The sequence below is a fragment of the Saccharopolyspora kobensis genome, from assembly GCF_900108315.1.
Taxonomy (GTDB): domain Bacteria; phylum Actinomycetota; class Actinomycetes; order Mycobacteriales; family Pseudonocardiaceae; genus Saccharopolyspora; species Saccharopolyspora kobensis.
This window is the reverse complement of sequence record NZ_FNVB01000004.1, coordinates 808,060-833,733: the sequence shown is the minus strand read 5'-3', so window position 1 is coordinate 833,733 and position 25,674 is coordinate 808,060. Positions and strand designations below refer to the sequence as shown.

Here is a 25,674-nt window from a genome sequence, read left to right as displayed (position 1 = left end):
TCGTCGTACGCGACTCCAACGGAAGTCGGACATCGGAACTCGCGGGCGGTGTCGGCGCGTCGGGCACCCGACACACCGGCGGTGCGTCCGGAACTGCGCAATTTCAATGGAAATCAGACGTGCAATTTCCATTGAAATTGCGTCAGAGCGGGAGCGGGAGCTCGTTGCCGGTGGCCTCGGCCAGGGCGTCGCGCATCACCTGGCGGGGCGCGCGGCGGCCGGTGAACTGCTCGACCTGGCCGAACGCCTGGTGCAGCAGCATGTCCAGGCCCGTCGCCACCCGACCGCCCGCCGCGGTCACCGCCGCAGCCAGTGGCGTCGGCCACGGGTGGTAGACCACGTCGAGCACGCAAGCGGCCTTCGCCAGCTCCGCCGCGCGCTCTCCGAGCGCCCCCGCCGGCAGCGTCGACACCACGACGTCCGCCGCTGCCGCGACGTCCGCGAGCGCGACGCGGTCCAGCCGCTCCACGCGCACCTCCAGCCCCACCCGCTCCGCGGTCTCCGCCGCTTCGCGCGCTCGCGCGGGCTCGCGCACCGCGATCGTCGCCCGGCGCAGGCCGAGCTCCGCGAAGGCCGCCAGGGTCGCGGCGGCGGTGCCGCCCGCTCCCAGGATCAGGCCGCTGTGCCCGGTGTAGAAGCCGCCGGCCGCGCGCAGCGCTCCGACGACTCCGTCGACGTCGGTGCAGTCCGCGGCCCAGCTGCCGTCGGCCCGGTGCACCAGCGTGTTCGCCGCGCCGACCGCTTCGGCCCGCGCGCTGACCTCGTCGGCGACGCGCAACGCCGCGCGCTTGCCCGGCATCGTCACCGACAGCCCGGCCCACTCGGGGCCCAACCCGGCGACGAACTCGACCAGCTGCCGCTCGTCGGCCTCCACCCGCTCGTAGGTCCAGCCGCTCAATCCCAGTGCGGCGTAAGCGGATCCGTGCAGGATCGGGGACAGCGAGTGCTCGATCGGAGAACCGAGCACCGCCGCCCGTCGCTGATCAGAAGGCACCGCGGGCCCGCGCTTCCTCGATGTAGGCCCGGTGCTGGTCGAAGGTCTCGGCGAAGCACGACGTGCCGTCCGGGTAGCACTTCACGAAGAACCGCCAGTTGCCCTCGGTCGGGTTCTCCGCGGCCTCCAGCGCTTCCTTGCTGGCCGTCGAGATCGGCGTCGGCGGCAGCCCGAAGTTCAGGTACGTGTTGTACGGTCCCGGCCGGTCGCGGTCCTTCGGATCGGTCAGCAGGCTCGGCTTGTCCAGCGGGTAGTTGATCGTGGAGTCCATGCCGAGCTCCATGACCGGGTGCGTGAGCCGGTTCTCGATGACCCGCGCGACCTGGCCGAAGTCCTTCGTGATCGCTTCGCTCTGCACGATCGAGCCGATGATCAGCAGCTCGTAGGCGGAGTGCTTGGTGCCCTCCGCCCGCTGCGGCAGGCCCGCGGCCTCCAGCGCCGCCGCGGAGCGGGTGACCACGTCGCGCAGCACGTTCTCCGCGGACTCGCCCGGCTTGACGTCGTAGATGCCGGGCATGATCAGGCCTTCCAGCCGCCGCTTCGGCTCGGCCCGCGAGGCGCCCTCGATCGCCCAGTCCGGCACGCCCAGCGACTTCAGGTCGGCGGTCGCGGCGATGTGGTGCATCTCCTCGGAGGTGGCGCACGTCGGGTTCTCACCGGCGCAGGTGGCTTCGGCGAGCTTGGTCAGGATGCCCGGCGTGTGCCCGTTGTTGGGCGCGAGCTGGTCCTCCAGCCGCATGCCGCCGCGGATGTCCACCCGGCCGACCTTCGCCTTCGGCGACAGGATGTGCGCCACGGCGGCCTCGCCGGACATCTTGCCGCGCATCAGGTAGTAGCCCGGCTGGATGCTGTTGATCTGCCGGTTCTCCTCGGCGGCCTTGGTGAACGCCTTGGTGCTGGCCACCACGTCCTGCTGGGAGAGGGTGCGACCGATGGCGCTGACGGTGTCGCCGGCCTTGACCTCGATGACCACGTCACCGGTGCCCTCGCCGTCGTAGTCGTCGTAGGCGCCGATCTGCATGATCTGGCTGGCGCCGTAGAGGACGCCGACGCCCACCAGCACCAGCACGAACAGCCCGGCCAGCGCGGTCACCAGGCGGCGGCGCTTGCGGCGGCGGAAGCGCTCCGGGTCGGGGGCTCGTCGCCTCCTGTCGTCGGGCTCGTCGGCGAACAGTCCGAGTTCGTCGGTCACGAAAGGTCCTCTCGCGTCTTCCCCCGACCGTCCAAGAACGCCTGCAAGATCTCCACCGCAGCCGCCTGGTCCACCACGGCGCGCTGCTTCTTCCCCTTGACCCCCCGCTGCGAAAGCATCCGGCTGGCGGTCACGGTGGTCAACCGCTCGTCGGCGAACCGCACCGGCACCGGCGCGATGCGCTCCGCGAGCGCCGTGCCGTAGGACTGCGCGATCTCCGCGGCGGCGCCGTGGCGGCCTGCCAGCGTCTTGGGCATGCCCACCACGACTTCCACCACGTCGTGCTCGGTGACGAGTTCGGCGAGCCGCGCCAGATCGCTGCCGCCCGCCTCGTCCCGCTTCAGGGTCACCAGCGGGGTGGCCAGCATCGGGGCGGGGTCGCTGAGCGCGACACCCACCCGGACCGCACCGACGTCGACACCTAGCCGACGCCCCGGTCCGGGTTCCGCCCGCTGGTGCTCGCTCACCCGCCAGCCACCACCTGGTCGACCGCCTTGCGCAGCGCGCCGATCGCGGCGGTGATCCCGGCCGGGTTCGAGCCGCCGCCCTGCGCCATGTCCGGCTTGCCGCCACCGCGACCGCCGACCTCGGCGGCGAAGCCGGGCACCAGCTTGCCGGCCGCGAGGCCCTGGTCGCGGGCCGCGTCGCTGACGCCGACCACGAAGCTGACCTTGCCCTCGTCGGCCGAGAAAAGCGCCACCACGGAGGGGCGGGAGCCGAGCCGGCCGCGGATCTCGCCGGCCAGCGCGCGCAGCGCACCGCCGTCCACGCCGTCGGGCACCTGCTCGGCGACCACGGTCACGCCGTGCACGTCGGTGCCCTTCTCGGCGAGCTCACCGGCGGACTGCAGGACCTGCGCGACGCGCAGCTGCTGGATCTCCTTCTCCGCGGCCTTCAGCCGGGAGACCACGCCGTTGATGCGCTCCGGCAGCTCGTCGGCGGGCACCTTGAACTGCTCGGCCAGCTGGCTGACCAGCAGGTGCTCCTTGCTGATGTGGCGCATCGCGTCCATGCCGACCAGCGCTTCGACGCGGTGCACGCCCGAACCCACCGAGGAGTCGCCGACCAGCTTGACCACGCCGAGGCGGCCGATGCGGGGCACGTGGGTGCCACCGCACAGCTCGCGGGAGTAGTCGCCCATGTCCACGACGCGGACCTGGTCGCCGTACTTCTCGCCGAACAGCGCGACCGCGCCGAGCTCCATGGCCCGGTCCATCGTGGTGGTGAAGGTCTGCACCTCGACGTCGCTCTGCAGGTAGTCGTTGACCTCTTCCTCGACGCCCGCGAGCACGCCCGCCGAGACCGCCGACGGGGCGGTGAAGTCGAACCGCATCCGGCCCGGCGAGTTCAGCGAACCGGCCTGCGCCGCGCGCTTGCCGTAGGCGCTGCGCACCGCCGCGTGCACCAGGTGCGTCGCGGAGTGGGAGCGCTCGATCGCGTGGCGGCGGGCCTGGTCGACCGCGGCCTCCAGCATGGTGTCCACGCCGAGCTCGCCCTCGACGACCTTGGCGCGGTGCACGAACAGGCCCGGCACCGCGCGCTGCACGTCGTGCACCTCGACGGCCACGCCGGGGCCGACCAGCCGACCGGTGTCGGCGATCTGGCCACCGCCCTCGGCGTAGAACGGGGTGCGGTCCAGCACCAGCTCGACCTCGCTGCCCGCGGCCGCGGACTTCGCCGGCTGACCGTCCACCAGCAGGCCCAGCACCCGGCTGTGCGACTGCAGGTCGGTGTAGCCGATGAACTCGGTGGTGCCGTGCTCGTCCAGCAGCGTGCGGTAGGTGGACAGGTCGCCGTGGCCGGTCTTGCGCGCCTTGGCGTCCTCCTTGGCCCGGCGGCGCTGCTCGGCCATCAGGTCCCGGAAGCCCTGCTCGTCGACGCTCAGGCCCTGCTCGGAGGCCATCTCCAGGGTCAGGTCGATCGGGAAGCCGTAGGTGTCGTGCAGCTGGAAGGCCTTGTCCCCGGAGAGCTGGCCGCCGCCGGCCTTCTTGGTCTCGGCCACCGCCACGTCGAAGATCTTCGACCCGGCGGTCAGGGTGGTCAGGAAGGCCTCTTCCTCGTTGCGCATCACCGAGTCGATGCGGTCGAACTCGGTGACCAGCTCCGGGTAGCTCGGCGCCATCGCGTCGCGCACGACCTTGCTGAACTCACCGAGCACCGGCTCCTGCACGCCCAGCAGGCGGGTGGAGCGGATGATCCGGCGCAGCAACCGGCGCAGCACGTAGCCGCGGGCCTCGTTGCCGGGCGTCACGCCGTCGCCGACCAGCATCACGCCGGAGCGGGCGTGGTCGGCGATGACGCGGAAGCGCACGTCGTCCTCGTCGTTCGCGCCGTAGCGACGGCCGGAGAGCTCCTCGGCCTTGGCGATGACCGGGCGGACCAGGTCGGTCTCGTAGACGTTCTCCACGCCCTGCAGCAGGCAGGCCACCCGCTCGACGCCCATGCCGGTGTCGATGTTCTTGCTGGGCAGCGTGCCGATCGGCTCGTGCCCGAGCTTCGGCGAGAGCTCACCCCTGATGTCCTGCATGAACACCAGGTTCCAGATCTCGATGTAGCGGTCCTCGTCGGCGACCGGGCCGCCCTCGCGGCCGTACTTCGGGCCGCGGTCGAAGTAGATCTCCGAGCACGGACCGCCGGGACCGGGCACGCCCATGTCCCAGTAGTTGTCCTTGCCGTCGCGCTCCTGGATCCGCTCGGCCGGGACGCCGACGACGTCCTGCCAGAGCTGCCGCGCCTGGGCGTCCTTCTCGTAGACGGTGACCCACAGCCGCTCCGGGTCGAAGCCGTAGCCGCCATCGGACTGGGACTTGGTCAGCAGCTCCCAGGCGAACTGCATGGCGCCTTCTTTGAAGTAATCGCCGAAGGAGAAGTTGCCCGCCATCTGGAAGAACGTGTTGTGCCGGGTGGTCTTGCCGACCTCGTCGATGTCGCCGGTGCGCACGCACTTCTGGATGCTGGTGGCGCGCGGGTACGGCGCCGGGGCCTCGCCCAGGAAGTAGGGCTTGAACTGGACCATCCCGGCGTTGACGAACAGCAGCGTCGGGTCGTCCAGGATCAGCGAGGCGCTGGGCACCACGGTGTGGCCGCGGCTGCGGAAGTGCTCGGTGAATCGGCTGTTGATCTCGTGGGTCTGCACGGTGGGATCCTCGGGGAGCTCAGGTGTCGGATGGCGCGGTGGCGGCGAGCGGCTGGCGGCGTGGCGCCGGCGTCAGCGACCCGCCCGGCGAGCTCGCCGGGCACCGCCCGAGTCCGGAGCCGCGTCGATCCGCCGGAACTGCACCGTGTCGGCGTTGTTCACGACTTCCTGCAGCTCGTCCTCGCGCTCCTGCATCCCGGCGCGCACCTCGGCGCCGAACGAGCCGACCGCGCCGGCCAGTTCGCGCATCGCGCCGCCGAGCTGCTCGGCCATGCCCGTCGGAGTCGCCTTGCGCGCGGTCTCGTTGAGCTTGCGCATCACCACGGCACCGGCCGCGACCCCGGCGCCGAACCAGAACAGGCGGCTCACTTGCGCCCCCCTTTGCCCTTGCGGCGGAAGTGCCGGCCAGCGGGCTCCTGCTTGCGCTTGCGGCGTGCGCGCAGCGCCTTGCTGACCCCGTAGGAGAACGCCGCCGTCTTCACCAACGGGCCACCCAGTGTAGCCGTGAACAGCGAGGACAACGCCGAGACGTTGCCGCTGATCGTCTTGGCGTTGGCGGTGATCCCGTCCACCCGCTCCAGCTGGGTGTTGACGTGAGTGATCGTCGAATTCGCGCCGGTGAACAGCGGGTCGGAGTTCTCGTGCGCCTTGCGGATCGCGATGGTCGCCTCGTCCAAGGTCCGGCCGAGCTTGATCAGCGGGATCGCCAGCAGCACGACCAGCAGCACGAACGCTCCGGCGGCGATCAGCGCGGCGATCTGCGTGGGCGTCACGTGCCCTCCCGTATTCCACGTCATTTCCGTCAGGCCGGGCCGTTGATTCCCCGGCCTGTTGATCGCCGCTCAGGTTACCGGCACCGCTCCCCCACCTGCGCACCCGGTCGCGGCCGATCGATCGGGTGGAAAAACGCGAGTTCCGCGCGCATTTCTCCGCCCGGATTCAGCCCGCGCGAACTCAGGTCGTCATCGGTCGGTGTTGAGCCGGGCGGCCTGGCGCACGAGGTGATCGCGCTCGGCGACGTTGGCGGCCTTCCGCGCCGCCTCCGAGTACAGCCGCGCCGCGGTCGCCAGATCGCCGTCGCGTTCGTGGAGGTACGCCGCCACCGCCGCGTGGCGGGGCAGGGAGGCGTCCAGCTCGGCGAGCGCGGCCAGGCCCGCGCGCGGGCCATCGGCCTCGCCGACGGCCACCGCGCGGTTGAGCCGGACGACCGGGCTGCCGGTCAAGCGCACGAGCTCGTCGTACCACTCGACGATCTGCGGCCAGTCCGTCTCCGCCGCGGTGGGCGCATCGGCGTGGAGCGCCGCGATGGCGGCCTGGGCCTGGTACTCGCCCAGCCGGTCGCGGGCGAGCGCGGCCTGGAGGATCTCGACTCCCTCCGCGATCATCCCGGTGTCCCACCGGCTCCGGTCCTGCTCCGCGAGCGGCACCAGGCCGCCGTCGGGCGCGGTGCGGGTGGCGCGCCGGGCGTGGTGCAGCAGCATGAGCGCGAGCAGCCCCGCCACCTCGGGGTGGTCGATGGCGGCCGCCAGCTGCCGGGTGAGCCGGATGGCCTCGGCGGAGAGGTCGACGTCGCCCGAGTAGCCCTCGTTGAAGACCAGGTAGAGCACGCGCAGCACGGTGGCGACATCGCCCGGCTGGTCGAACCGCACGCCGGAGACGGTGCGCTTGGCGCGGCTGATCCGCTGCGCCATCGTCGACTCCGGCACCAGGTAGGCCTGCGCGATCTGACGGGTGGTCAGCCCGCCGACGGCGCGCAGCGTGAGCGCGACCGCGGACGACGGCGTCAGCGACGGGTGGGCGCACAGGAAGTACAGCTGCAGCGTGTCGTCCACGCCGGGCGCCGCCACCGGTTCCTCCTCGGCGCGGTCCTCCCGCCGCCGGCGAGCGGCATCCGCCCTGGTCGCGTCGAGGAACCGGTTCCAGGCGACGGTGATCAGCCAGCCCTTCGGGTCCCGCGGCGGGTCGTCCCGCCAGCCGCGGACCGCATCGACCAGGGCGTCCTGGACGGCGTCCTCGGCCGCCGCGAAGTCTGCTCCGCGGCGGACGAGGACCCCGATCACCTGCGGGGTGAGGCTCCGGATCAGCGCCTCGTCCACCCGCATCACTCCGCGATGGTGGGCGCGTGGCCCAGGAACGGGCGCAGTTCGAGCCACTCGTGGATCGGCTTCCCGCCCGCCCCGGGCGCCGCGGAGAGCTCCGCCGCCAGTTCGAGCGCGCGCTCGTAGCTGTCGACGTCGATCACCATCCAGCCCGCGATGACGTCCTTGGTCTCGGCGAACGGGCCGTCGGTGACCGGCGGGCGCCCCTCGCCGTCGTAGCGGACGAAGGTGCCCTCCGGGGCCAGCGCCTGGCTGTCGACGTACTCGCCGGTCTCCTGCAGCCGGGCGGCGAAGTCGTTCATGTACTTCACGTGCGCCGAGATCTCCTCGGGCGTCCACTGGTCCATCGGGACGTCGTTGACCGCGGCCGGCGCGCCGCGGTAGTGCTTCAGCAACAGGTACTTGGCCATGGTGGGCCTCCTCGGTGCGAGTTCGCTTTCACCTCGGGGACGGAGCCGGTCACCGGTTCTCGACATCCTCGCCGAGAATTTTTCCGGCCGCTCTCATCCCACCGGGGTGATCGGCTCCGCGCCGCGCAGAACGGCGGCGACGTTGCGGGCGGCGAGCTCGGCCATGGCGGTGCGGGTCTCGACGGTGGCCGAGCCCAGGTGCGGGGCGATCGCGACGTTGTCCAGCTCCAGCAGCGCGGGCTCGACCGCGGGCTCGTGCTCGAAGACGTCCAGCGCGGCACCGGCGATCCGGCCCTCGTGCAGCGCCTCCGCGAGCGCCTTCTCGTCGACCACGGGGCCGCGGCTGGTGTTGACCAGGAAGGCGGTCGGCTTCATCGCCGCCAGCGCCGCCGCGTCGATGAGGTGGCGGGTCTGCTCGGTGAGCGGGCAGTGCAGGGACACCACGTCGGCGGTGCGCAGCAGCTCCTCCAGCGGCAGGTGGCGCGCGTCGAGCTCGGTCTCCACCTCGACCGGGGCCCGACGGCGCCCGGTGTAGGCGATGTTCATCCCGAAGGCGCGGGCTCGGCGGGCGACGGCCTGCCCGATGTCGCCGAGCCCGACGATGCCGAGCGTCTTGCCCTGCAGGCCGGTGCCGAGCATGAAGCCGAGGTGGAAGGTCCAGGGCTCGCGGGCGCGCAGCAGCCGTTCGCCCTCCCCGAGGCGGCGGGTGACCATCAGCAGCAGGCCGAAGGCGAGGTCGGCGGTCGCGTCGACGAGCACGCCAGGGGTGTTGGTCACGGTGACGCCGCGCTCGGTCACGGCGGGCACGTCGATGTTGTCGTAGCCGACGGCGACGTTGGCCACCACCTGCAGCTGAGGCCCGGCAGCGGCCACCAGGTCGGCGTCGACCCGGTCGTGCAGCATCGTCACGATCGCGTGCGCGCCCCGCACGGCCTCGTGCAGCTCGGGCACCGGGAGCGGCCCGTCCTGCGCGCACACGTGCACCGCTCCGGCCTCCCGCAGCACCTCCACCGCCGACTCCGGCACCGTCCGGGTGACCACGATCCGCTTGTCCACCAACGACCTCCTCGCGACGAATCCGATCGGAACCTACCTGCCCGGGCACGCCCGATCGACCATCGCGAACCGCAGCCGCGACGCCTCCGGCGACAACAGCACGAGCCGTCGCATGCGCACGGCCATCCGTCGCAACCGGCACCGCGGGTTCTCAGCGCGCCGCGCAGAGCGAGTGCGGAATCCGGTCTTCAGCCCTTGCCGCGGATGATGTCGCGGAGCTTTGGCACCCGCTCTCCTAGCGCGCGCTCGGCTCCTCGGCCCGTCGGCTCGTAGTAGTCGCGGCCGACCAGCTCGTCCGGCGGGTACTGCTGGCTCAGCACGCCTTCCGGCCTGTTGTGCGGGTACCGGTAGCCCTGGGCGTTGCCGAGCTTCTTCGCGCCCGCGTAGTGCCCGTCGCGCAGGTGCGGCGGGACCGGGCCGCCCTTGCCCGCGCGCACGTCGCTGGAGGCCGCGTCGATGGCGGTGATCACCGCGTTCGACTTCGGCGCGGTGGCCAGGTGGATGGTGGCCTGGGCCAGCGCCAGCCGTCCTTCGGGCATGCCGATGAACTGCACCGCGTGCGCCGCCGCGACCGCGGTCTGCAGCGCGGTCGGATCCGCCATCCCGATGTCCTCGCTGGCGTGCACCACCAGCCGCCGCGCGATGAACCGCGGGTCCTCGCCCGCCTCGACCATCCGGGCCAGGTAGTGCAGCGCGGCGTCCACGTCGGAGCCGCGGATGGACTTGATGAACGCGCTGGCGATGTCGTAGTGCTGGTCGCCGCCCTTGTCGTAGAGCACGGCGGCGCGGTTCACGGTGGCCTCGACGGTGGCCAGGTCGATGGCCTCGGCGCCGGTCGAGCTCGCCGACTCCGCCGCGGCCTCCAGCGCGGTCAGCGCCCGCCGCGCATCGCCGCCGGCCAGCGCCACCAGGTGGTCTTCGGCTTCCCCGGTCAGCCGCAGCGCCCCGCCCAGCCCGCGCTCCTCGACGACCGCGCGGCGCACCAGCGTGCGGATGTCGTCGTCCTCGAGGCTGCGCAGCTGCAGCACCAGCGACCGCGACAGCAGCGGGGCCACCACGGAGAAGTAGGGGTTCTCCGTGGTGGCCGCCACCAGCAGCACGGTGCGGTCCTCGACCGCGCCGAGCAGCGCGTCCTGCTGCGTCTTGGAGAAGCGGTGCACCTCGTCGATGAACAGCACGGTCGACTCGCCGGAGCGGCCGAGGCGGCGCCGGGCCTCCTCGATGACCGCGCGGACCTCCTTCACCCCGGACGACAGCGCGGACAAGGCCGCGAACCGGCGTCCGGTGGCCAGCGAGACGAGGTTGGCCAAGGTCGTCTTGCCGGTGCCGGGCGGGCCGTAGAGCAGCACCGATGCCGGAGCGCCGCCTTCCACCAACCTGCGCAGCGGTGCGCCGGCGCCCAGCAGGTGCTGCTGGCCGACGACCTCGTCCAGCGAACGGGGCCGCATCCGTGCCGCCAACGGCGCGTTCTCGGCCAACCGCTCACCGGCGCGTTGCTCGGTGTCGGCACCGAACAGTCCCTCGTCGAACAGCCCCTCGCTCACACCCCGACGCTACCGCTCGCCCCCGACGCCCCCGCCCGCCCGGTCGTGGGTGCGCGGCACCCCCGCGCACCCACGAGACGATCGATTCCGCTTCGGGCCGCAGCCGCGATGCGGACAGCCGACACCGGAAACGAGTTCCGCTACCCGCGCCGCCGCGCTGCGGAATCGATCACCCGGGGTCAGCCGACTCTGGCGGGCAGGGCCACCTCGACGGTGCCGTCGCTGCGCCGCCGCTGCGCGGCCCAGTGCTCGACGGCCTGGTGGCAGGCCCGGTCGAGGTGCCGGACCATCGTCAGGTCCAGGTGGACGTGCTTGCCGGCGGGCAGCTTCTCCAGGTGGTCCAGCAGCCGCGGCAGCCGCAGGAAGGTCGCGTTGCCGCCCAGCTCGACGCGCACCTGCTCGGCGTCGTCCTCGGCCTTGACCGACAGCCGGGACACCTCGATCGCGGTCTTGACGATGGCGACGGCCAGCCCGGCGAGCGTGCCGATCAGCAGGTCGGTGGCCACGATCATGCCCGCGGTGAGGATCAGCACGAAGGCCTCGGAGCGGTTCTCCCGGACCAGCACCGCGACCTGCCGCAGTTCGAGCAGCTTCCACCCGGCCTGGATCAGCAGGGCGGCGAGCACCGCCGTCGGGATGAACGACAGCACGCCCGGCAGCAGCACGACGAACAGCAGCAGCCAGCCGCCGTGCATCACGCGGGACAGCTTCGTCTTGGCACCGGCCTGCACGTTGGCGGAGCTGCGCACGATCACCGCGGTCATCGGCAGCGCGCCGAACACGCCGCAGACGGTGTTGCCCACGCCCTGGGCGACGAGCTCCTTGTTGTACTGGGTCTTCGGCCCGTCGTGCATGCGGTCCACGGCGGCGGCGCTGAACAGGCTCTCCGCCGAGGCGATCAGCGCGAAGGTCACGATCGACCCGAGCACCGCCGGGTCGAGCAGCGAGCCCCAGGCCGAGAACGCCGGTGGGTTCAGCGCCGCCAGCAGCGACCCGACCTCCACCTTGTGCACCGGCAGCGCCAGCAGCACCGCCAGCGCGCTGGTGATCACCACGGCAGCGAGAGCGCCCGGCACCAGCCGCACCTTCTGCGGGGCCTTCTTCCAGAAAGCCATGATCAGCAGCGCGAGCCCGGCCAGCGCCAGGCCGCTGACGCCCGCCGGCGTGGTCACCATCGCCACGAGCAGGTCGGGGATGCCGCTGAACTTGGCCAGCGTGGTCTCCGGCTGGGCGAGGCCGCCGACCGGGTAGATCTGGCCGAGGATCAGCACCAGGCCGATGCCGGCCAGCATGCCCTGCACCACCGAAGGCGAGATCGCCCGGAACCAGGTGCCCAGCCTGCTGATGCCCAGCAGGATCTGCAGCACGCCGGCGCCCAGCACGATCACGCCCAGCGCGGCGAGCCCGTGCTGGTCCACCGCCGAGGCCACCAGCACGGTGAGGCCGGCGGCCGGGCCGCTGACCTGCATCGTGCTGCCGGGCAGCAGCCCGACCAGCAGGCCGCCGACGATGCCGGTGACGATGCCCAGCTCGGCGGGCACGCCGGAGGCGACGGCCACGCCGACGCACAGCGGCACCGCCACCAGGAACACCACGAGCGAGGCGCCCAGGTCGGCGCCGAAGGTCTCCTTCGGCCAGCGCGGCACGCCGCCCTTCCGGCGCTGAGCGGGTATTTCGAGTCGAGTCACAGTGCCCCTCCAGGGCGAGTTGAAACGTTTTTCCGGGATGCCGACATCGCGCCGCGTGCTTCGTGGCGCGCGGCGCGGTCGGGGTGCGTGAGTTACAGCGGGAGGAAGTCCGGCTCTTCCGTGCTCTTCGGGCACGTGTAGACCAGGCCGGTGTCGATCTCGTAGAACCAGCCGTGCAGCCGCAGCTCACCGGCGTCGATGCGGTCCCGGATGAACGGGTACTCGCGCAGGGTGCGCAGCTGCTCGAGGATGTGCCGCTTGCTCTCCGAGCGGACGCTGGGGTCCTCGGGGTCGACGCCGGTCAGGGAACCGGTCCCCAGCCAGGTGCACAGCGCGGGGAGCTCCTCCAACCCGCGCCCGGCCACGGTCAGCGCGGTGACCGCGCCGCAGTGCGAGTGGCCGCACACGATGATCTCCGGCACGCGCAGCACCAGCACCGCGTATTCGATGGTGGCCATTTCGCTGGACGCCGAGTCCGGCGCGTATTTCGGCACCACATTGCCGGCGGTCCGCAGTTCGAACAGGGTGCCCGGTTCCGCGCCGGTGATCTGCGAGGGGATCACCCGCGAATCGGAGCAACCGATGAACAGCGCGGACGGTTTCTGCCCGGCGGCCAGCTGCTGCCTGCGGGCAGCGGAAAGCGTGTCCGGGTGACGTCGGGCGTGTCGCACGAAATGTTCGAAGCTCATTGAGGGTCTCCGTGTCGTCGGCATGGAAATGTCGGCGAGCGGGACCGATCAGTGCCGGACCACCTGGAGCACGGCAGGGGAATGTTTAAGCTTCATGAATTCGTGGTAAGGATCGCTCCCAGGATTTGGGAGGATTCGCGCGCGCGGCCGGATTTCGACACCATCGGCGGGTTGCAGCACGCGCGGCAGCGGCTCTCGCCGGGCTTCCGCCCGAGCCCCGCAGCGACGGTTCAGCGCGACGCCGGGCAGCCGCTCGCGGAGCTTCTCGCTGTCCCGGTTCTCCTTTGTCTCGTTGGTTTCCGCAGGCCCCCAGCGCGGCGGTGCGCAGCCCTCGCCGGTGGCCTGGGTCGGGCCCAGCACGGCGAGCGCGATCGACAACAGCAGGAACAGACCCGCTCTCGTCACCCGCCAGGCCTTGCTGTGCACCGAATCCTCCGAAATTGGGCAGCTCGTCCCCCACCGGCGTCATCGACGGTAGAGGGGGGAAGTAGCGAAACGCTGAACTAACGGTATCCGACGACTGCCACCTGAGCGCAAGTCGCAATCCTGGGCCGCCGCGCGCCGAAACCAATGAAGATATGTTAATCAATCGGTTCCGACCTGCGAATTCACCCGACTGCCGGGTGGACACCCCACCTATCACTGCGGTGCGTCAGCAATGTTCGCTACGGAAAGTATCGGAGATGTGACCAGCATTACCGGATCGAGTGTACGGCCGCTAGCTGCCGGAATATGCCGGGACGAAACGTGCCGGAAACGCGCACTGTTCAGCGAACCCGGTAGTGGTAGCGGTGCGCGGTCCGGAAACCCACCGCCGCATAAAGCCGCCGCGCCCCGGGGTTGTCCACTTCGACCTGCAGAAAGAGCCGCGAACCCATCTCGGCCGCCCATCGCGCGCCCGCCCGCAGGAGCGCGGTGGCCACGCCGCGCCGCCGCCAGTCCGGATGCGTGGCCATCCCGTAGACGCCGCACCAGCCCGCCGCCCCGGCGAACATCCCGACGCCGACCGGCATGCCGCCGCGTTCCGCGATCGCGAACCGCACGGGCTGCGGCACCCGGTCCAGGCTCGGCTCCGGCGCACCGCCCACCGCTTCGACCGCGGCCAGCCAGGACGAGCTCGGACGCGGTTCGAGCCGCACGTCGAACTCCCCGGCGGCGCAGGCGACGGACACCGGCCCGGCGTCGGCGAACATGACCTCGGTGGGCGAGACGAGCCGATAACCCCGGTCAGCGAGCGCTGAGTCCAGCTGGGCGTGCCGCTCCAGCGGGCTCACCTGGATGACCGCCGCCGCGCCACGAGCCGCGTAGAAATCCTCCACCCGCTCGACGCCGCCCCGGCTCCAGCCCTGCTCCGGCGGCAGCGCCGAGTTCGAGCGCTTGCGCCGGAGCAGATCGCAGTGCCGCAGGAGCCAGCCGTCCGCCCGCTGCACCGTCGAAGCCGGCCAGGTGGCCACAGCCGCCCGCTCGATCGCCGCGCTGAACGGAACCATCCCCCACCACCGATGCATATCATTCAGGACTATGGATATACATCCAATCAGGTGGTGAGCCGCCCGCGCAACGCGGTTCCCGCTCCGGCGGGACTCACTCCGTGCGGAACGCCGGGTAGGGCTGCAGGTGCAACGCGCCGGCGCCGAAGCGGTCGACCAGCGCGTCGACCACCTGGTCGGCGAACTCCGCGACGTCGTCCAGCCCGGCCGACACCGCATCGGCCCGCAGGTGCCGCCAGCGATCCACCAGCGCCGTGCTGCGGCGCGGCGAGGGCATGTGCATGTCGATGGGCCGGTCGGTCTCGCCGGTGCGCGGCAGGAACCACCACGTCGACACCCAGACCCACAGCAGCTGCGCGTCGAACAGCCGCGGCAGCAGCACGTCGTCGTCGTCCAGCTCCGGCCAGACCTCGGCGATCTCCGACCGCCAGGTGGACAACATGCTCTCGGCGAGGTTGTCCGGCAGCGCGTAGGAGCACCAGGACGACGGGAACGGGTACTGCAGGTACGCCGCGTCCATCGCGACGTCGCGCACGCAGCCCCACTCGAAGTCCAGGAACCGCACCCCGCTGCCGGTCACCAGGCTGTTGTCCGGGCAGATGTCCGACGGGCTGAAGGCCCGGTACCGGCTCGACCGCAGCAGCTCGGTCGCGGCGTTCAGCCGCTCGACCATGCCCGGCGAGGTGTCCACGCCGAGGACCTGGGTGAGCAGCTCGGGCAGCTCGGAGGCCGAGCGCACGATGTCGTCGGCCACCGGATCGGTCCACGACTTGGCGCCCAGCCGCCGCATCAGCGCGTCGAAGTCGGCCTCGCAGCCCGCGGTGGTGCTGTGCAGCCGGCCGAGCGCACGCGCCCAGCCCAGCAGCGCGCGCTCGGCGACGCGGGAGTCGTCGGCGAACAGGACGTCGGCCAGAGTGGAACCGCGTCCGAGGTCCTCGAGCACCAGCAGGCGCTCGCCCGCGTCGTGCGCGATCAGCTCGGGGCCGACCCGCGCTTCGGGCGGCAGCGCCGTGGTGAGCTGGCAGCTCGCCGCTTCGTGCGCGAACGGATCCGACCGGGCTTCCACCGGGCACTCGCCGTAGTGCTTGACCACGACGGTCCTGGGCAGCTCGAAGGGCGACTCGGCGATCCGCACCCGCATGACTACCGAGCGGTCGCTACCGCCGAGATCCTCGGCATCGGCAAGCCGGACCGGTGCTCCGGTCCGCTTGCTCAGCACAGCTTCCGCGGTCCCGACGGTGTCTGTCGCCTCGGTGCTGACCGGGACGCGAACCTCCGGGGGGCCGGTGGTGATCTCCACGCTCATCGTCTCCAGACACTACCCCCACAACATGAACCCGAGCTGCCATAACCGGTCAAGTGACACACAACCGGTCAGCAGTCGTAATCGCAGCGTGTTCGCCCGTGGGCAGCCGTCCGCCACTCCCGCGGCGGCCGATCGGCCCCGTGCGCACTGCCCCTCGACTATGACGGAACGGCGAGCCGTCCAGGTTGCACGGCGATCCTGCCAGCGACCTGTCGGCGAAGCCGTCCGCGCCCCGACAGGCGGCGGCAGCCGGTCGGATCACCTCGGCAAAGCGACCACCTGCGGGTTCTGAGTGGTTTCCCGGCGAGGACGGCCCCTCCGCCGCGTCTCGGGAGAGCACCCGCGACCCGGGCAGCCTCTCGGGGTCCGCCAAGCGACCACCCATGCAGAACGACCACCCCCGCGCTCTTACAGCATTTCCCTGGTGGGGACTCCCTCACCCGGGCGCGCACGCTTGGCTCGGAGCAGGAGCACCACCGTCGCGGACACCACGATGCCCGCCAGGTTCACCGCGAGCTGCGCGATCGAACTGGCGCACTGCACCCAGTCGCCCAGCGTCGCGGCGACCACCGCGTACCCGGCGGCGGGCACCGTCGTGACCGAGATGAACACGCCGACTAGCACGGCCGACTTCGCCGAGGTCAGCGAGAGCATCCCGGCCGCCCCGGCCAGCAACGACACGATCAGCGACGACCAGCCGACCTGGTAGACGAACGACACCTCGCTGTCCGCGGGCAGCGACGTGCTGCTGATCAGCCCGCTCCACTCGCCGCCGAGAGCGGCGGCCGCGGTGACCAGCATGGCCACCGGGAACCCGACGGCCAGCGCCAGCGCGGCCCGCCGGACCAGCAGCCAGCGCCGCGCCACCAGCCCGACCGCGATGGCGGCCAGCGGCCCGAACTCGGGCCCTACCACCATCGCGCCGACGATCGTCACCGGCGAGTCGGTGACCACCCCGACCGCCGCGAGCACGCAGGCCAGGCACAGGAAGGCCAGGAAGGTGCCGGTGAGCCGGGACTCCTCGCCGGTGCGGGCGATCAGCTCGTCCCACACCACCGCGTCATCGGCATCACCGGGCGCGGCGGCCTCGGCCCGCTCCGCGCGCGCCGACATCGTGGTGCCCGCGTCGGTGATGGTCACCGCGCCGACCTCGGTCAGCTCCGAGGCCCGGATCGCGGCCAGCACGTCGTCAGCGGCCTCCCGCGCCAGGTCGACCTCGATCAGATCGCCCGCCGGTTCCAGCGCGCCGCCGCGCACCAGCACGACGTGCGCCGCACCCGGGTGCTGCTGGAGCCCGGCCAGCACACCATCGGTGTACTCGGCCGGGCAGATCACCCGCAGGTGCAGCACGTCGCGCCGCCGGTCAGCCCTGCTTCTCCACGATGCCGGGCGGGAACACCGAGATGCTCTCGTCGCCGACCTTGGCGGCCGGCTTGGCGTCGATGCCCGCTTCCTTGCGCTGCTCGATGGTGATCGGGGACGGCGCCGAGGTCAGCGGGTCGTACCCGCCGCCGCTCTTCGGGAACGCGATGACGTCGCGCAGCGAGTTCGCCCCGGCCAGCAGCATGCAGATCCGGTCCCAGCCGAAGGCGATGCCGCCGTGCGGCGGCGGGCCGAACTTGAACGCGTCCAGCAGGAAGCCGAACTTGTCCTGCGCCTGCTCCTGGGAGATGCCCAGCAGCTCGAACACCCGCTCCTGGACGTCGGAGCGGTGGATACGGATCGAGCCGCCGCCGATCTCGTTGCCGTTGCAGACGATGTCGTAGGCCCAGGCCAGCGCGTTGGCCGGGTCCTGCTCGAAGTTGTCCACCCAGTCGGCGTTCGGCGAGGTGAACGGGTGGTGCACCGCGGTCCAGCGACCGCTGCCGACCGCCACGTCGTCGCTCTCGTCCACCGGCTCGAACATCGGGGCGTCGACGATCCACACGAACGACCAGGCGTCGTGGTCGATCAGGCCGCAGCGCTCACCGATCTCCAGCCGGGCCGCGCCGAGCAGGCCGCGGGCCGCCGAGCGCGCACCGGCGGCGAAGAACACGCAGTCGCCCGGGTTGGCGCCGACCGTCTTGGCCAGGCCTTCGCGCTCGCTCTCGGAGAGGTTCTTGGCCACCGGGCCGGACAGCGTGCCGTCCTCGCCGACGAGCACGTAGGCCAGGCCCTTGGCACCGCGCTGCTTGGCCCACTCCTGCCAGGCGTCGAGCTGCCGCCGCGGCTGGCTCGCGCCGCCCGGCATCACCACGGCACCGACGTAGGGAGCCTTGAACACCCGGAACGGGGTGTCCTTGAAGTACTCGGTCATCTCGGTGAGCTCGAGGCCGAAGCGCAGGTCCGGCTTGTCCGAGCCGTACTTGGCCATCGCCTCGGCGTAGGTCATCCGCGGGAACGGGCGCGGGATCTCGTGGCCGGCCACCTTGCTCCACAGCGCGGCCACGATCGCCTCGCCCAGCTCGATGACGTCGTCCTGCTCGACGAAGCTCATCTCGATGTCGAGCTGGGTGAACTCCGGCTGCCGGTCGGCGCGGAAGTCCTCGTCCCGGTAGCAGCGCGCGATCTGGTAGTACCGCTCCAGCCCGCCGACCATCAGCAGCTGCTTGAACAGCTGCGGCGACTGCGGCAGCGCGTACCAGTTGCCGGGCTGCAGCCGGGCCGGGATCAGGAAGTCCCGCGCGCCCTCCGGCGTCGAGCGGGTCATGGTCGGCGTCTCGACCTCGACGAAGTCGCGCTCGTGCAGGACCTCGCGCGCGATGCGGTTGATCTCGCTGCGCATCCGCATGGCCTTGGCCGGCTCGGCGCGGCGCAGGTCCAGGTAGCGGTGCTTGAGCCGCACCTCCTCGCCGACCTCCAGGTGCTCGTCCAGCGGGAACGGCAGCGGCGCGGACTCGGAGAGCACCACCAGCTCGGTGGCGGTCACCTCGATCTCACCGGTCGGGATCTCCGGGTTCTCGTTGCCCTCCGGGCGGCGGGTCACCTCGCCGGTGACCTGGACGCAGAACTCGGAGCGCAGCCGGTGGGCCCGCTCGGCCATCTCGCCCTCGCGGAAGACGACCTGGGCGACGCCCGAAGCGTCGCGCAGATCGATGAAGATGACCCCGCCGTGATCGCGACGGCGCGCCACCCACCCGGCGAGGGTGACGGTCTGCCCGGCATGACCGGCGCGCAGCGATCCGGTCTCGTGCGTGCGCATCACGGGTACTGAGCTCCTTCTTCCGCTGTTTCAGCGTTTCGACGGCATTGCTTTCGGTTTCGCCGGCACTGCCGGGACCGCAGCGCATGCGGGCTCAGCAGGCAGGACGCAGGCCTTCAAGGCTAGCCAACGAGCCCCGGTGCACGCCCGGCAGGTGCCGCGCGTCGATCCACCGCAGCGCAGCGTCACCGGTCCCGGCCGCCGATCGCTCCCGGTCACCGCGGAGCGGCGCGCGGTTCGTCGCGTTCGCCCGTTCGCCGCAGCGGCACCAAATGGTCGATACCAATTTCGGGCCACGTGCGTCACAATTCACTTGATTCGAAGCACGATCGACGATCGGGCAACGGCATTGTTCGGCGACCGCGAAGCACGGAGGACTTGAATACCAGCTTAAGCCAGCCCTGTTCCGACTTTAGTTGGAGAGGCCAACCGGAACTCGGTCGTTGCGGATCACAGATCCACTGATTAGCGTAAGTTCGGATTCGGCGGACACGAGGAGTAACGATGATCGGCCCGAAAACGGAGGCCCGCCCGACCGCGCAACCGACCGTCCGGACCGCGCAACCCGGGACGAACGCGCTGTCGGCCGAACTCGCCGAACTGCTGCGCACCGGGCCGTTCGAAGTCGCCCTGCGCACCGCGATCCGAGCCAGCCGCCTGAGCCTGGAGCGCATCCAGCACCGGCTGCGCGCCCGCGGCACACCGGTCAGCATCACCGCGCTGAGCTACTGGCAGTCCGGTCGGCGCCGCCCGGAGCGCCCGGATTCCCTGCTCGCCCTGCAGCAGCTGGAACAGGTCCTGGGCGTGCCGGAGAACGCGCTGTCCGCGCTGCTCGGCCCGCCGCGGCCGCGCGGCCGCACCCGCCAGGCACCGGCCGAGGCGCCGCCGCTGAGCGCGCTGTGGTCGGAGAACGAGTCGGCGGCCGAGCTGCTCACCAAGATCGACACCAGCCACGACAGCAAGCTGGCCCGGCTCAGCCACCACGACGTGGTGCACGTCGACCAGCGCGGTGAGCTGCGCAAGATCCGCACCCGCAAGCTGGTCCGGGCCGAGACCAACGGCGTGGACCGTTGGGTGATCATGTTCGACGGCGCCTCCTCCGGGGAGACCCCGCCGATCATCCGGCCCATCCGCTCCTGCCGGCTCGGCCAGGTGCTCACCGATCACGCCCGCGACCTGGTGGTCGCCGAGCTGCTGTTCGACCGCGCGCTCGCCCGCGGCGAGACGCTGCTGCTGGAGTACGAGATCATCGACCCGCCGACCGGCCCGAACGAGGTCGAGCACAGCTTCTGCCGGCTCTTCCGGCTGCCGGTGCGGCAGTACGTGGCCGAGCTGCAGTTCGACCCGGCGCACCCGCCGACCCGTTGCGAGAGCTACGTCGGCGACTCCACCACGCAGGAGGTGGAGCCCCCGAAGCCGCTGACCGTGGACCGGTTCGGCCGCACCCACGCGGTGGCGCTGGACTTCGGGATGGGTGTCTTCGGCGTCCGGTGGCAGCCCGAGGACCAGCTGGGATGCAGCTCGTCCTCCCGCACCACCACCCGTTAGGCGGACCCGACAAAACAGGTACATACGCAGCGTAACTAAATATCCGTCCGCTTCCGAACATCGGTTGAATCCGATGCAAGATCGCCGATTTTTTAACCAGCAGGAAACAGGCGATCAAGTTCCGAAACCGAAAAGCAATCCACGCCCTCCAGCACATTGCCGACTCCAATCGAAAATGATGTGCATCTGCTTTAACCGGTGGATCTCACCCGCGCGGCGCAGCCGGCGGCACCTCACAGCAGGCTGAGCTGCCGCACCTCCTCCACCTCGGCGTCCGACTCCGCGGCGCCGGTGACGTCGCGGAACTGCGGTGACCGCGGCGGCCGGACCCCGTGGCGCCGCTTGGCCTCCTCCACCAGCGCCAGCACACCTCGCTGGTAGGACTTCGGCAGGTACGAGCCGTTGCGGTACAGCCGGGAGTACAGCGGCACCAGCTCGGGATGCTCCCGCTGCAACCAGTCGCGGAACCACTCCCGCGCCCCCGGTCGCAGGTGCAGCAGCAGGGGCACGATCCGCTCGGCCCCGGCGGCGACCAGCTCCCGCACCGTGGCGTCGATCTGCTCGGGACCATCGCTGAGCCCGGGCAGGATCGGCGCCATCAGCACGGTGCACCCGATCCCGGCATCGGCGAACCGCCGCACCACGTCCAGCCGCCGGCGCGGCGACGGCGCGCCCGGCTCGACGGCCCGCCAGAGCCGCTCGTCCACCGAGCCGATCGAGACCGCCACCGACACCGGAGCCACCCCGGCGGCCTGCACGATCAGATCGGCATCGCGCAGGATCAACGTCCCCTTGGTCAGGATCGAGAACGGGTTGGCCCGGTCGCGCAACGCCGAGATGATCTCCGGCATCAACCGGTAGCGCCCCTCGGCCCGCTGGTAGGGATCGGTGTTGGTGCCCATCGCGATCGGCTCACCCGCCCACCGCGGGTGGGCGAGCTCCTTGCGCAGCAGCGCACCCGCGTTGACCTTGACCACGATCTTGCTGTCGAAGTCGTGCCCGGCATCGAGGTCAAGGTAGGTGTGAGTCCGCCTCGCGAAGCAGTACCGACAGGCGTGACCGCATCCCCGGTACGGGTTGACCGTCCAGCCGAACGGCACAGCGGACTCGCCGGGCACCCGGTTGATGATCGACTTCGCCCGCACCTCGATCGCGAAGGCATCCTCGGTGCCCGCCTCGATCGGCACCGGGTCCGGCAACCGCAGACCACCGCGACCGCTCCCCCGCACCGGCTCGGGCAGGTCGAGCGGCAGCGCGGCCTCCGCCACCGGCGAACTGATTCGCTGTCGTTCCCATCGCACGACCCAATTCGAACACAGTTTCGACAACGTGTCGAGCGGTGTTTCCCCACATCAGCCGATCGTGGCCGCGCCCTTCTTCCGCACCGTCGCGGCGGTCACTCGGCCCCGTCCGGATACCCCTGCTTCTTGGTCCACAGCTGGGGTCGGTTTCCGCCGGCGAACTCGTGCACGTAACCGCACTTGTCGCAGATCAGTCCCATGGCGGACTCGTTCGCCCACGCCAAGCCGAAGAACTCGGCGCCGGTCGAGTTGAGCTTGACCTCGCGGGACCAGAACCACGCGTGACCGCACACCAGGCAGCCGAACGCCCGCCCCAGCACGGTGACGAGCTTCGGCTTCGTCTCGAACAAACCCATGAAGACGATCATCACAGCCCGGCGAGCCCGCCCGCAGCCGATCGCCGACGTCCGCATCCCCGAGCAGGTCTCCGCCCATCGTGTGATCCCGGTACGGACGGTGCTCGCAGCGACACCGGTGGGCCTCTGCCGGGGATGCCGTTCGGGGAGTCCGCATAATTGGCCGGTGACCGAGCGCCCTCCTGCCGCTGAGCCGCCCTCGTCCGGTGAGGGTCGCCGCGCACGCCACCGCCGTCCGGACCCGCGTCCCAGCGCCCCGCCGCCCACCGTCGGTCACGGGCACGGCCACGGCCACGGGCCTGCTGATCCGGCTTCGAAGCAGGTCAAGCGCGTGCTGGCCATCGCGCTGGTGCCGTTCGCGCTGGCCGCGATCATCGGCGTGCTGCTGCTGTACCCCTTCGGGCACGAGCAGCGCAGCGGTGCCGATCTCGGGTTCGGGCAGCACCCGGTGAACGCCGAGGTCGTCTCCGCCGTCGCCGGGCCGTGCAGCGAGGGCGCGTCCGAGCAGAGCGAGTGCGTGATCCTCGAGGTGCGGATGCAGGACGGGCCGCTGCCCGGGGAGAGCATCGAGCAGGTCGTGCCCACCGATCCCGGCAGCCCGCGGTTCGCCGTCGGCGACGACGTGGTGCTCAGCTACTCCGGGGCCAACGCGCAGGAGCCGTCCTCCTACCAGGTCGTCGACTTCCAGCGCGGCACTCCGCTGCTGGTGCTGGCGCTGGTGTTCGCCGGGGCCGTGCTCGTGCTCGGCAGGTGGCAGGGGCTCGCCGCCCTCGTCGCACTCGGGTTGAGCCTGGTCGTGCTGGTCAGCTTCGTCCTGCCCGCCGTGCTGGCCGGGGAGGATCCGCTGCTGGTGGCCATCGTCGGCGCCGGGCTGATCATGTTCATCGCGCTCTACCTCACCCACGGCTTCTCCGCGCGTACCTCCACCGCGGTGCTGGGCACCATGCTCAGCCTGGCGCTGATCGGGGCGCTCAGCTCGCTGTTCGCGGCCGCCACCAGCCTCACCGGGCTGGACGAGGACACCTCCAGCCTGATGGGCCTGCTCGGCGCGCCGATCGACGCGCGCGGGCTGCTGCTGGCCGGTGTGGTGATCGGTGCGCTGGGCGTGCTCGACGACGTCACCGTGACCCAGACCAGCGCGGTGTGGGAGCTGCGCAAGGCCAACCCGGCGCTGACCTGGCGGCAGCTGTACTCCTCCGGGCTGCAGATCGGCCGCGACCACGTGTCCTCGGCGGTGAACACGCTGGTCCTGGCCTACGCGGGCACTGCGCTGCCGATGCTGATGGCCTACGCGCTGTCCGGGCGGAGCTTCGGCGAGATCGTCACCTCGCAGGCCGTGGCGCAGGAGGTGGTGCGCACCCTGGTGGGCAGCATCGGCCTCGTCGCGGCGGTCCCGATCACCACGGCGATCGCCGCCGCGGTGGCCGTCCGGGAACCCGCGGAGAACACCCACCGGGCGTCGGTGGCCGACCGGGTCGGGCAGGCCGCGGCCACCAGCGCCGGAACTCCCACCGTGCGCCGCAGGCGCCGCCCCGGGGTGTGATCCCGGGACGGCGTTTCAGTCAGAGCTTGTCGGCGAATGCCGTCCGCGCCTTGCCAGCGGCGTCACCCGCTTGCAGCCACCTGCGCAGGATGATCACCCGCGGGTTCTGAGCGGTTTCCCGGCGAGGACGGCCCCTCCGCCGTGGAGCAGGAGGGGTACCCGCGGTCCAGGGCACCGCTCAGGTTCCGCCAAGCGACCACCCGAGCAGCGCAACCACGAACGAGCTCTCAGCGACCGAGCTCCGCGACGAACCTGGACACCGCGTCGGGGTTGAGGCGCTGCGCCACGCGGCCCTGCGGGGCCGCCGACGCCAGCACGTAGAGCGGGCGCTGCGGAGCCGCGTCGCCGCGCGCTTCCGCGCGCAGCTGCTCGACGATCAGCTGCGAGAGCACCAGGGCTCGGGTGTCGGCGTTGCCTGCCAGCGTGTCCGCCAGCCGCCGCAGCGCGTAGATGCCCAGCTCGCGGCCACCGGTCCCGGCGTACATCGCCAGCGAGACGCTGATCGCCTTGCCCTTCGGCGGCCCGCCCACCAGCAGGTTCACCGTGCGCGCGCCGCGCACGTCGGTGATGAACAGTTCGAGCCGGTCGGCCTCCCGCAACGACACCACCCGGGTGCCCAGCGCGCGGGCGATCACCTGGCCGTCGCGCAGCGACAGGGTCTTGCGGGATTCGACCAGGGCCAGCAGGAGCAGCGGGACCGCCACGATCGCCGCCGCGATGGCGAAGCCCTGACCGCCCGCGAACAGGCCCACGACGCCGCCGAACGCGGCCGCCACGAGGACGGCCGCGATCATGATGTTGCGCGCCCGGGCCCGCACCGTCCTGCGGTCCAGGAGGTCGAGCGAGACGGACTCGGCTTCGCTCATCTGGGCGACTCCACGGCCGCGCGCACCTCGTCCACCAGGTTCTCCAGCGCCACCGCGCGCTGCTCGCCGCTGGCCAGCTCCTTGAGCTGCGCGGTCCCGGCTTCGATGTCGCGCTCGCCGAGCACCAGGGCGAACCGCGCACCGGAGCGGTCGGCGGCCTTCATCGCGCCCTTGAGACCCTTGCCGCCGTAGGCGACGTCGACGCGGACACCGGCCGCCCGGAGGCCGCCCGCCGCCGCGACCAGCCGGCGCTTGGCCGTCGCGCCCATCGGCACGCAGTAGACGTCGCAGCGCGCCGGGTCGCCGACCGAGAGGCCCTCGGCCCGGCAGGCCAGCAGGGTGCGGTCCACGCCGAGCCCGAAGCCGACGCCGGACAGCTCCTGGCCGCCGAGCTCGGCCATCAGGCCGTCGTAGCGGCCACCGCCGCCGATGCCGGACTGCGCGCCGAGCCCGTCGTGGACGAACTCGAAGGTCGTCTTGGTGTAGTAGTCCAGGCCGCGCACCAGGCGCGGGTTCTCCACGAACTGCACGCCCAGGTCGATCAGGTGCGCCTTGACCTGCTCGTAGTGCTCCTTCGACTCGGCCGAGAGGTGATCGACCATCAGCGGCGCGTCGGCGACCATCTCCCGCACCTCGGGCCGCTTGTCGTCGAGCACCCGCAGCGGGTTGAGCTCGGCGCGGCGGCGGGTGTCCTCGTCCAGCGGCAGGCCGCTCAGGAACTCCTGCAGCTTGGCGCGGTAGGCCGGGCGGCAGGTGTTGTCGCCCAGCGAGGTGATCTCGATGCGGTGGCCGGTCAGGCCCAGCCGCCGGTAGCCCTCGTCGGCGATCGCGATGACCTCGGCGTCCAGCGCCGGGTCGTCGACGCCGATCGCCTCGACGCCGAGCTGCTGCAGCTGCCGGTAGCGCCCGGCCTGCGGCCGCTCGTAGCGGAAGAACGCGCCGCTGTAGTACAGCTTCACCGGCAGCTGGCCGCGGTCCAGGCCGTGCTCGATGACCGAGCGGGTCACGCCCGCGGTGCCCTCCGGCCGCAGCGTCACGGACCGGCCGCCGCGGTCGGCGAAGGTGTACATCTCCTTGCTCACGACGTCGGTGGACTCGCCGACGCCGCGGGCGAACAGGGAGGTCTCCTCGAACAGCGGCAGCTCGATGTAGCCGTAGCCCGCGCGGCGGGCGGCGTCGGCCAGGGTGTCGCGAACCGCCAGGAAGTCGGCCGATTCCGGCGGGAAGTACTCCGGGATGCCCTTGGGGGCGGTGAACGTGCTCATGGGTGGAAGT

The 25,674-nt window shown here is 71.5% G+C and carries 23 protein-coding genes; 2 read left to right on the top strand and 21 right to left on the bottom strand.

Annotated elements, in window-relative coordinates:
* Positions 1-142 precede the first annotated feature (142 nt).
* From C4T78_RS16675 to aspS, 17 genes are all read right to left on the bottom strand, one after another.
* Positions 143-994, bottom strand: coding sequence for a shikimate dehydrogenase (locus tag C4T78_RS16675; RefSeq protein WP_093345711.1), 852 nt, complete (start codon positions 992-994; stop codon positions 143-145).
* Positions 984-2,186, bottom strand: coding sequence for an endolytic transglycosylase MltG (gene mltG, locus C4T78_RS16670; protein WP_177247365.1), 1,203 nt, complete (start codon positions 2,184-2,186; stop codon positions 984-986). Before mltG ends, C4T78_RS16675 begins: the two co-directional genes overlap by 11 nt.
* Positions 2,183-2,653, bottom strand: a complete 471-nt coding sequence (gene ruvX / locus C4T78_RS16665; protein WP_093345708.1) for a Holliday junction resolvase RuvX — start codon at positions 2,651-2,653, stop codon at positions 2,183-2,185. The genes mltG and ruvX overlap by 4 nt, the downstream gene beginning before the upstream one ends.
* Complete coding sequence (gene alaS, locus C4T78_RS16660) at positions 2,650-5,322, bottom strand: alanine--tRNA ligase (RefSeq protein WP_093345706.1); 2,673 nt, start codon at positions 5,320-5,322, stop codon at positions 2,650-2,652. The genes ruvX and alaS overlap by 4 nt, the downstream gene beginning before the upstream one ends.
* Positions 5,323-5,394: 72 nt before the next feature.
* Positions 5,395-5,691, bottom strand: coding sequence for a hypothetical protein (locus tag C4T78_RS16655; RefSeq protein ID WP_170210336.1), 297 nt, complete (start codon positions 5,689-5,691; stop codon positions 5,395-5,397).
* Positions 5,688-6,095, bottom strand: a complete 408-nt coding sequence (locus C4T78_RS16650) for a DUF948 domain-containing protein (RefSeq protein ID WP_093345703.1) — start codon at positions 6,093-6,095, stop codon at positions 5,688-5,690. Before C4T78_RS16650 ends, C4T78_RS16655 begins: the two co-directional genes overlap by 4 nt.
* 189 nt (positions 6,096-6,284) lie before the next feature.
* Positions 6,285-7,418: an RNA polymerase sigma factor gene (locus tag C4T78_RS16645; RefSeq protein WP_093348257.1), complete on the bottom strand. Its 1,134-nt coding sequence runs from the start codon at positions 7,416-7,418 to the stop codon at positions 6,285-6,287.
* Between the two features lie 5 nt (positions 7,419-7,423).
* Positions 7,424-7,831: a YciI family protein gene (locus tag C4T78_RS16640; protein ID WP_093345701.1), complete on the bottom strand. Its 408-nt coding sequence runs from the start codon at positions 7,829-7,831 to the stop codon at positions 7,424-7,426.
* 93 nt (positions 7,832-7,924) lie between these two features.
* Positions 7,925-8,887 (bottom strand): 2-hydroxyacid dehydrogenase, encoded by a 963-nt coding sequence (locus tag C4T78_RS16635; protein WP_093345698.1) that lies wholly within the window; start codon positions 8,885-8,887, stop codon positions 7,925-7,927.
* 188 nt (positions 8,888-9,075) lie between these two features.
* On the bottom strand, positions 9,076-10,431 hold the full coding sequence (locus C4T78_RS16630) for a replication-associated recombination protein A (protein WP_093345695.1): 1,356 nt from the start codon (positions 10,429-10,431) through the stop codon (positions 9,076-9,078).
* Positions 10,432-10,610: 179 nt separating this feature from the next.
* Positions 10,611-12,119: a SulP family inorganic anion transporter gene (locus tag C4T78_RS16625; RefSeq protein WP_093345693.1), complete on the bottom strand. Its 1,509-nt coding sequence runs from the start codon at positions 12,117-12,119 to the stop codon at positions 10,611-10,613.
* Positions 12,120-12,211: 92 nt separating this feature from the next.
* Positions 12,212-12,808, bottom strand: a complete 597-nt coding sequence (locus C4T78_RS16620; RefSeq protein WP_093154025.1) for a carbonic anhydrase — start codon at positions 12,806-12,808, stop codon at positions 12,212-12,214.
* A 48-nt stretch (positions 12,809-12,856) separates the two neighbouring features.
* On the bottom strand, positions 12,857-13,234 hold the full coding sequence (locus tag C4T78_RS36050) for a hypothetical protein (RefSeq protein WP_107916150.1): 378 nt from the start codon (positions 13,232-13,234) through the stop codon (positions 12,857-12,859).
* Between the two features lie 341 nt (positions 13,235-13,575).
* On the bottom strand, positions 13,576-14,298 hold the full coding sequence (locus C4T78_RS16615; protein WP_093345690.1) for a GNAT family N-acetyltransferase: 723 nt from the start codon (positions 14,296-14,298) through the stop codon (positions 13,576-13,578).
* A gap of 94 nt (positions 14,299-14,392) precedes the next feature.
* Positions 14,393-15,598: a hypothetical protein gene (locus C4T78_RS16610; RefSeq protein ID WP_374703878.1), complete on the bottom strand. Its 1,206-nt coding sequence runs from the start codon at positions 15,596-15,598 to the stop codon at positions 14,393-14,395.
* A 414-nt stretch (positions 15,599-16,012) separates the two neighbouring features.
* Complete coding sequence (locus tag C4T78_RS16605; RefSeq protein ID WP_093345688.1) at positions 16,013-16,954, bottom strand: DUF389 domain-containing protein; 942 nt, start codon at positions 16,952-16,954, stop codon at positions 16,013-16,015.
* Between the two features lie 13 nt (positions 16,955-16,967).
* On the bottom strand, positions 16,968-18,788 hold the full coding sequence (aspS, locus tag C4T78_RS16600) for an aspartate--tRNA ligase (RefSeq protein WP_093345685.1): 1,821 nt from the start codon (positions 18,786-18,788) through the stop codon (positions 16,968-16,970).
* Positions 18,789-19,289: 501 nt separating this feature from the next.
* Between aspS and C4T78_RS16595 the strand changes: the two genes are divergently transcribed.
* On the top strand, positions 19,290-20,333 hold the full coding sequence (locus C4T78_RS16595) for a hypothetical protein (RefSeq protein ID WP_093345682.1): 1,044 nt from the start codon (positions 19,290-19,292) through the stop codon (positions 20,331-20,333).
* 233 nt (positions 20,334-20,566) lie between these two features.
* On the opposite strand, the gene C4T78_RS16590 is transcribed toward C4T78_RS16595, so the two are convergent.
* Positions 20,567-21,634 carry an Rv2578c family radical SAM protein gene (locus C4T78_RS16590; protein WP_093345679.1) on the bottom strand — a complete coding sequence of 356 codons (1,068 nt, stop codon included), beginning with the start codon at positions 21,632-21,634 and terminating at the stop codon, positions 20,567-20,569.
* Between the two features lie 95 nt (positions 21,635-21,729).
* Entirely contained in the window at positions 21,730-21,990 is a 261-nt protein-coding gene (locus tag C4T78_RS16585; RefSeq protein WP_143185718.1) for a hypothetical protein, read from the bottom strand.
* Between the two features lie 166 nt (positions 21,991-22,156).
* Between C4T78_RS16585 and C4T78_RS16580 the strand changes: the two genes are divergently transcribed.
* The gene (locus tag C4T78_RS16580) at positions 22,157-23,533 is read left to right on the top strand and encodes a YibE/F family protein (protein WP_235862971.1); all 1,377 of its coding nucleotides are present in this window, start codon (positions 22,157-22,159) and stop codon (positions 23,531-23,533) included.
* 227 nt (positions 23,534-23,760) lie between these two features.
* On the opposite strand, the gene C4T78_RS16575 is transcribed toward C4T78_RS16580, so the two are convergent.
* A complete protein-coding gene (locus C4T78_RS16575; protein ID WP_093345671.1) occupies positions 23,761-24,399 on the bottom strand; it encodes a hypothetical protein in 639 nt (212 codons plus the stop codon).
* Positions 24,396-25,664 (bottom strand): histidine--tRNA ligase, encoded by a 1,269-nt coding sequence (gene hisS, locus C4T78_RS16570; RefSeq protein ID WP_093345669.1) that lies wholly within the window; start codon positions 25,662-25,664, stop codon positions 24,396-24,398. The genes C4T78_RS16575 and hisS overlap by 4 nt, the downstream gene beginning before the upstream one ends.
* Between the last annotated feature and the right edge of the window lie 10 nt (positions 25,665-25,674).

Excerpts from the sequence above, each read along its gene's own strand:
- C4T78_RS16640 (WP_093345701.1), bottom strand. The coding sequence starts at position 7,831 with ATGGCCAAGTACCTGTTGCTGAAGCACTACCGCGGCGCGCCGGCCGCG.
- C4T78_RS16620 (WP_093154025.1), bottom strand. The coding sequence starts at position 12,808 with ATGAGCTTCGAACATTTCGTGCGACACGCCCGACGTCACCCGGACACG.
- C4T78_RS16615 (WP_093345690.1), bottom strand. The coding sequence starts at position 14,298 with ATGGTTCCGTTCAGCGCGGCGATCGAGCGGGCGGCTGTGGCCACCTGG.
- C4T78_RS16595 (WP_093345682.1), top strand. The coding sequence starts at position 19,290 with ATGATCGGCCCGAAAACGGAGGCCCGCCCGACCGCGCAACCGACCGTC.
- C4T78_RS16585 (WP_143185718.1), bottom strand. The coding sequence starts at position 21,990 with ATGGGTTTGTTCGAGACGAAGCCGAAGCTCGTCACCGTGCTGGGGCGG.
- C4T78_RS16575 (WP_093345671.1), bottom strand. The coding sequence starts at position 24,399 with ATGAGCGAAGCCGAGTCCGTCTCGCTCGACCTCCTGGACCGCAGGACG.
- hisS (WP_093345669.1), bottom strand. The coding sequence starts at position 25,664 with ATGAGCACGTTCACCGCCCCCAAGGGCATCCCGGAGTACTTCCCGCCG.